Source organism: Bradyrhizobium sp. P2_E8, from assembly GCF_056403875.1.
The window spans coordinates 1-6,698 of the sequence record NZ_JBFUES010000376.1 but is presented as its reverse complement, the minus strand read 5'-3'; the positions used below and the strand labels follow the sequence as shown (position 1 = coordinate 6,698).

At 64.8% G+C, this 6,698-nt stretch carries 7 protein-coding genes; 3 read left to right on the top strand and 4 right to left on the bottom strand.

Annotation, left to right across the window (positions count from 1 at the left end; all coding sequences use genetic code 11):
- A partial coding sequence (locus tag AC1D00_RS20855; RefSeq protein ID WP_477011967.1) for a cyclic nucleotide-binding domain-containing protein occupies nucleotides 1–366 on the top strand: 366 nt, incomplete at its 5' end.
- Nucleotides 367–370: 4 nt separating this feature from the next.
- Here AC1D00_RS20855 and AC1D00_RS20850 read toward each other — a convergent pair.
- Together AC1D00_RS20850 and AC1D00_RS20845 are read right to left on the bottom strand one after the other, a co-directional pair.
- On the bottom strand, nucleotides 371–871 hold the full coding sequence (locus AC1D00_RS20850) for a DUF3455 domain-containing protein (RefSeq protein ID WP_477011966.1): 501 nt from the start codon (nucleotides 869–871) through the stop codon (nucleotides 371–373).
- A gap of 98 nt (nucleotides 872–969) precedes the next feature.
- Nucleotides 970–2,184 (bottom strand): NADP-dependent isocitrate dehydrogenase, encoded by a 1,215-nt coding sequence (locus AC1D00_RS20845; RefSeq protein ID WP_477011965.1) that lies wholly within the window; start codon nucleotides 2,182–2,184, stop codon nucleotides 970–972.
- 337 nt (nucleotides 2,185–2,521) lie between these two features.
- On the opposite strand from AC1D00_RS20845, the gene AC1D00_RS20840 reads away from it, so the two are divergent.
- Complete coding sequence (locus AC1D00_RS20840; protein WP_477011964.1) at nucleotides 2,522–3,721, top strand: TrmJ/YjtD family RNA methyltransferase; 1,200 nt, start codon at nucleotides 2,522–2,524, stop codon at nucleotides 3,719–3,721.
- Nucleotides 3,722–3,878: 157 nt separating this feature from the next.
- The gene (locus AC1D00_RS20835; RefSeq protein ID WP_477011963.1) at nucleotides 3,879–5,507 is read left to right on the top strand and encodes a tetratricopeptide repeat protein; all 1,629 of its coding nucleotides are present in this window, start codon (nucleotides 3,879–3,881) and stop codon (nucleotides 5,505–5,507) included.
- Nucleotides 5,508–5,675: 168 nt separating this feature from the next.
- Here AC1D00_RS20835 and AC1D00_RS20830 read toward each other — a convergent pair whose 3' ends face one another.
- Together AC1D00_RS20830 and AC1D00_RS20825 are read right to left on the bottom strand one after the other, a co-directional pair.
- Nucleotides 5,676–6,428 carry a PaaI family thioesterase gene (locus tag AC1D00_RS20830; protein WP_477011962.1) on the bottom strand — a complete coding sequence of 251 codons (753 nt, stop codon included), beginning with the start codon at nucleotides 6,426–6,428 and terminating at the stop codon, nucleotides 5,676–5,678.
- A 32-nt stretch (nucleotides 6,429–6,460) separates the two neighbouring features.
- Nucleotides 6,461–6,698 (bottom strand): zinc-binding dehydrogenase (locus AC1D00_RS20825; protein WP_477011961.1); only part of this gene is annotated, 238 nt, incomplete at its 5' end.

The following is a 6,698-nucleotide window of genomic DNA, read 5'->3' as shown; positions in this document are numbered from 1 at the left end:
CGGCTGCTCCGCGCACGAACCATCGAGCAGGGCGAGATCCTGGTGCGGCGGGGCGATGCCGCCTCGTCGATGTATTTCATCACCGCGGGCGAGGTCGAGATCGCGCTGCCGAGCCAGCAGGTACGGCTCACCGACGGCACCTTCTTCGGCGAGATCGCGCTGCTGCATAAGACAAAACGCAGCGGCACGGTGACGGCGACGCGCAAGACCCGGCTGCTGGTGCTCGACGCCCAGGATTTCCACGCCCTGATCGAGCGCATGCCGACGCTGGCCGCCCACGTCCACCAGACTGCGAAGGCGCGGCTGGAGGAGACCGGCGATCTCGCCGCGGCCGAACTGGCGCAGGCGGAGAAGGAGGGCCGCTGAGCGGTCAGCCTTTCTTCAGGAAAACGTAGTCGGCCGAGTAGGGCGCGCTCTTGAACTCGCCGGCCTTCTCGCATGCACCGTCGAGCTTGCCGCCATGGGTGTTGATGCGCTGGACGGTGGTGACCGGTGTCAGGACGCCGCTGCCGCGGCGGGAGGCGACCTCCAGCTTCAGCCAGGGGATATCGGCGGCGGTGGCACCCGGCGCGTTGCCGATGGCCTTGCCGACGACGGCGCTGCCGTCGGCGTGCTCCCAGTTCGGGCCGGCATAGTGCCGCCCGATCGTCTTGCCCTCGGAGAGCAGCGTCGCGACCGGTTCGCGGAAGGCCCAGGCGAGCTTGCCATCAGCGCCGGCCTTGCACTCGTAGACCTGCGCACCCTCGGCGTGGACGCTGAGCACGACCGTCTCGCCCGGCGCCGCGATGGCCTCGGGGAGCGGCTCCGCAGCCCCGGCCGGTCCGATCAGGGCCGCGAGCAACAGGGCGGGGGCGGCAAGCTTGATGAACATGGAGGTCTCCGCAAAGGGTTTCAAAAAAAGAAACGGGCCGCGCTCAAAGACGCGGCCCGTGATGATGTCCGGCCCAGTCGGGCGAAATTGCGGACGGCTCAGGCCGCCAACGCCTTCGTGAGGTTCTCCGCGACCTTGTCGAGGAAGCCGGTGGTCGAGAGCCAGCGCTGGTCGGCGCCGACCMGCAGCGCGAGGTCCTTGGTCATGTAGCCTTCCTCGACGGTGTCGACGCAGACCTTCTCCAGCGTGTTCGCGAACTTGGCGAGCTCGGCATTGTTGTCGAGCTTGGCGCGGTGGGCGAGGCCACGGGTCCAGGCGAAGATCGACGCGATCGAGTTGGTCGAGGTCTCCTTGCCCTTCTGGTGCTCGCGGTAGTGGCGGGTCACCGTGCCGTGGGCGGCTTCGGCTTCCACCGTCTTGCCGTCCGGGGTGAGGAGGACCGAGGTCATCAGGCCGAGCGAGCCGTAGCCCTGCGCGACCGTGTCGGACTGCACGTCGCCGTCGTAGTTCTTGCAGGCCCAGACATAGCCGCCGGACCACTTCAGCGCCGAGGCCACCATGTCGTCGATCAGGCGGTGCTCGTAGGTCAGCCCCTTGGCCTCGAATTCCTTCTTGAACTCGCGGTCGTAGATGTCCTGGAAGATGTCCTTGAAGCGGCCGTCATAGACCTTCAGGATCGTGTTCTTGGTCGAGAGATAGACCGGGTAGTTGCGCAGCAGGCCGTAGTTCAGCGAGGCGCGGGCGAAGTCGATGATGGAGTCGTCGAGATTGTACATCTCCATGGCGACGCCGGCGCCGGGCGCCTTGAACACTTCCTTCTCGATCACGGTGCCGTCCTCGCCGACGAACTTCATCGACAGGGTGCCCTTGCCCGGGAACTTGAAATCGGTGGCGCGGTACTGGTCGCCATAGGCGTGGCGGCCGATGATGATCGGCTTGGTCCAGCCGGGAACCAGGCGCGGCACGTTCTTGCAGATGATCGGCTCGCGGAAGATCACGCCGCCGAGGATGTTGCGGATGGTGCCGTTCGGCGACTTCCACATCTGCTTGAGGTTGAACTCCTTCACCCGGGCCTCGTCCGGGGTGATGGTGGCGCACTTGACGCCGACGCCGACCTTCTTGATGGCTTCGGCGGCGTCGATGGTGACCTGATCGTTGGTGTGGTCGCGGTATTCCATCCCCAGGTCGAAATACATCAGCTCGACATCCAGGAACGGGTTGATCAGCTTGTCCTTGATGTACTGCCAGATGATCCGGGTCATCTCGTCGCCATCGAGTTCGACGACGGGATTGGATACCTTGATTTTTGCCATGATCGGGGAAGCCTCTTGGGAACGGCGCTATTGGCGCGCCACGGGAATATCCGCCGCCTCTTAGCACCGCCGCGCGGCGGGCGAAAGCCAAGGGATTATGCACTTTTAGCCCATCCAGCTTCCGCAGATGGGGGGCGGGGAGCGGCCCGCCGGCGGGGCCGGCCTGAGGCTTCAGAAGAGATTCAAAAGTTGAATCCAAGTCGTTATTTCCCTTGAGAATTTCGTCAGGACAGGCAAACGACAGGCACACAAGGCCGCGTCGGCTGGCGGCGGGCTTGAATCAATTCCTGAGAGCGCCTTGCCAAGGCCTTGAGACGAAGAGTGAAAGCGAAACGAGATGTCGGGGACTGACAAGAGCAAGGCGGGTCTTTCCCTCGACGGTCCCATCGTGATCCTGGTCGAGCCGCAACTTGGCGAAAACATCGGCATGGCCGCGCGCGCCATGGGCAACTTCGCCCTGAGCCGCTTGCGCATCGTCAACCCCCGCGACGGCTGGCCCAACATCGCCGCCCAGCGCGCCGCGGCCGGCGCCGACTACATTCTGGAAAAGGTCGAATTGTTCGGCACGGTCGAAGAGGCCGTCGCCGATCTCGACCTGCTGTTCGCCACCACCGCACGCCCCCATGACCAGGCCAAGCCGGTGGTGGGCCCGGAAGCTGCCGCCGCCGAGATCTCGGGGCACGTCGCCACAGGGGGCAAGGCCGGTATCCTGTTCGGCCGCGAGCGCTGGGGGCTGACCAACGAGGAGGTCGGGCTCTCCAACCGCATCATCACCTTCCCGGTCAATCCGGGCTTTGCCTCGCTCAACCTCGCCCAGGCCGTGCTGCTGGTCGGCTATGAATGGTTCAAGCTGGCGACGTCGGGCGAGCTGCCGCACGCCATGCCCGAGCGTTCCGAGCGGGCCTCGCAACACCAGATGCAGGCCTTCTTCGACAACCTGATCCGGGAGCTCGACCGGGTCGAATTCCTGCGCCCGGCCGAGAAGCGCGACACCATGCTGGTGAACCTGCGCAACATCTTCACCCGGATGGAGCCGACCAAGCAGGACATGCACACCCTCCATGGAGTCGTCATGGCGATCGCCGAGGGACGCAAGGGCCCGGCCAAGGGCGGCGTGCTCGACGGCGAGCAGGCGACCCGCCTGCGCGCGCTTCTCGCCGAGCACGGGCAGGGCGGTGGTGTCCCCGACAGCGGCTCGACAGTGCGCGGGCTCGCCCGCCTGCTCCGCCGCAACCCCACCGACGCCGAGCGCCTGCTCTGGCAGGCGCTCACGCGTGATCGCCGCTTCGCCGGCCAGTTCAAGCGCCAGACCCCGGTCGGCCGCCACATCCCGGACTTCGTCTCGTTCCCGCACCGGATCGCGATCGAGCTGGTCAACCCCGGCGAGGGCGAGACCATCGCAGCGGACCGCGCGGGCCGGCGGACGTGGCTCGAGGCGCGGGACTATCGGGTGCTGGAGATCCGGGCCGCGGACGTGGAGCGGGATCTGGAGGCGGAGCTGGTGCGGCTGCAGGGGATGATGGCGGAATCGACTTAAGCGTTGGGCCAGAGAGAGCCGCCGTCCCCAAACCCGCAACCAAGGGCTGTGCAGAAGCGTCGTTGGTTGCTAACATGGTCCCGGGAATTGAGTTGGGGACTGCATGTTTGGAATGACCGGCCGCGCACTCGTTTGTGCGGCAGCAGGTGTAGTTGCGTTGGCGCTGACGACCTTGCTCGAATTATCGCCTGCGCGTGCGGAAATGCCCTTGGCCGCGAAGTGCAACGCGCTCGGCAACATCACGCTCGATGACCGCATCGCCGGCTGCACCGCGATCATTCAGGCGGCGACGGCCATGCAGCAAAGCGTGACTGCTGCGTACTTTCGCCGTGCCATGCTTTACCGCCAGAAAGGTGAGGCCGGCCTTGCGATCGCGGACTACAACCTGATCATCGAACGCGATCCGGGCAATCTGAACGCCCGCCTTCAGAGAGCTTTTGTGCAAGCCGAGAGGCGACAAACCGACGCTGCGCTTGCCGACTACGACAAGGTCATCGAGCTTGATCCCAAGGCTGTCTACGCCCGTTTGGGACGTGCCCGAATCTACCAAGCCAAAGGAGATATGGTCCGCGCCATCGCCGACTATGATCAAGCCCTCCTGATCCATCCGGACAATGTCATAGCGCGTGTCGACCGAGGCCTCGCTTTCATCCGCAAGGGCGACCTGGATCGTGCCATGGCTGACTGTGACCGAGCGGTCGAGCTCAGCCCGCAAACCGGCGGTGGCCAGCTGTGTCGCGGTCGGGTCTACTTTGCCAGGGGCAACAAAGAACTCGCATTGGCCGAACTCGATCAAACCATGCAGATCAAGCCGAAGAGCCAGGAATTTTATTACTTTCGCGCAGAATCCTTCCTTCAATTGGACGAGTTCTCCCGCGCGTTCGCCGATTATGACCGGATCATCGAGCTCAACCCGCGGGGCCGAGCTGTCTACCTCTGCCGGGGTGTCGCCTATGCTCGAAAAGGCGACTACGACCGTGCCATTGCCGATTTCACCCAGGCCATTCAGCTGGCCCACCGAGATCGGGCAAGCCCAGGCGATGAGACTCGTCAGATTGAAGGTCAAGTCGCCGATCCCGTTTCAGCGTCTGCCGATGGTGGGGCGACTGCGCTCGGCTGGGGGGACGGTCCTGCATTCCGCGCTCGGGGAACTGCGTACTCCGCAAGAGGAGACATTGATCTTGCTATCGCGGACTATGACGAGGCAATCCGTCTCGATCCCAAGGACAAGGTTGCCATCGGACTCCGCGCCAACGCGTACAAGGCCAAGGGGGACTTCGGCCGCTCGCTGGCGGACTACGATCAACTCGTGCAGCTCGATCCCCGGGATGCCCGCGCCTACTTTCATCGTGCGAGGGTCTATTGGCAGAGCGCTTCGCTCGGCAAATCGCTGACCGATCTGGATCAGGCGATCCTGCTCAATCCAAAGGACGCCTATCCGGTCATATGGCGCGAGATTGTTGCAAAGCGCAGTGACCAACCGAGCCGGCTGAGCGAGGCTGCAAAGCAGCTCGACGCGGCGAAATGGCCCGCGCCGGTCATCAATCTCTTCCTTGGCACGATGACGCCGGAGCAAGTGCTCAGCGCGGCCGACGACGCCGACCCGGTGAAGAGAAAGTGGCAGTTCTGCGAGGCGAATTTCTATATTGCCGAGCGCGCACTGCAGAGAGGCTCTAAGGAGGAGGCGTTGAAGCTGTTCGACCAGGCTGCAGCCGATTGCCCGAAAACCTTTATCGAGAAACAGGCGGCCGACGTCGAGCTTGGCTCGCTGCGGGCGGGCCGCTGACTGCTGTCAGGAATAGCCTCGTCGTCTCGTAGGGTCGGCAAAGCAACTTGTCCGCCGTAGCTCGAAGAGCGACGGCGGAAGCGTGCTCACCATGCGATCAGTAAAGTCGAGATAGAAATGGTGGGCACGGCGCTACGCGCCTTTGCCCACCCTACGAGATCCGGCCCATCATCCACGCCCGAGTTGTACCTCGCGCTCCACCGCAATCCATGTCGCCCGCGCCACGGCCAGCAACCTCCCGGCTTCATCATGCACCGCGGCCTCGGCGGTGCGCTTGCGGCCGTCGCGGCCGGTGGGCCAGGCCGTGATGACGCAGCGGTCGCCGGGGCGCGGCCGCGCTTCGATCCGCGCTGACATTCGTCCGAGCAGGAGCGGGGCCTGGTCGAAGCTGTCGCTCTCCTGATTGTAGTTGCAGGCATAGCCGGTGGGACAATCGAGCGCCGACCAGAGAAATTCGCTGGCGATCAGGCCGTCCTCGGCGGCCAGATTCGGATCGGGCGTCCAGCTCGCCGCGAGAACGGCGTTCCGCGCGTGACGCCCGAGCGGTCCGGCGAAAATGCGCAGGCCGTCTCCCTTGGCCCTTGCAGGACCGCAGACGAAACATGTCGGCAGCGGATGCTCGTGCGGCTTGACCGGCGTCAGCAATTCGGCGGCGCAGGCCTCGTCGAAACTGGCCGTCTCGATACGCGCAAGCTCGACGCTTGCCGCTCGCCCGGTCGCGACGATTTTGGCACCGTCGCGAAGCTCCCATGTGCCGTCGTCGGTCGCGACCGCATCGAGCGGTGTGTCCAGCGGCGGCGGTGTGCGCAGCGTCACCTCCGCAGCCCCGGGAATGTGCCGGGCCAGCCGGCCGCAGACATAACCGCCGTTGCCGGAGTTCGGGGGACCGCAATAGCGCTTGTCGATGATGATCCGGGTCATCGGTTTTGTTCTCGCTTCCTCGTCGGCGCACTCTACCTGATCTTGAGGACAATTCGTCCCTGAACCGTGCGATTGGCCACGGCGCGCATGGCGTCGCCAGCCTCCTCCAAAGGGAGGATGCGATCGATGTGCGGGCGGATCTGTCCGTCGGCCAGCAATCGCATCAGCGTGTCGTTCATGTGCGCGGCCTCCGCGGAAAACCTCTCCGCCCAGGCGCCGGCGAAGACGCCGATGATGGAATAGTTCTTCAGCAGCGGCAGGTTCATGGGG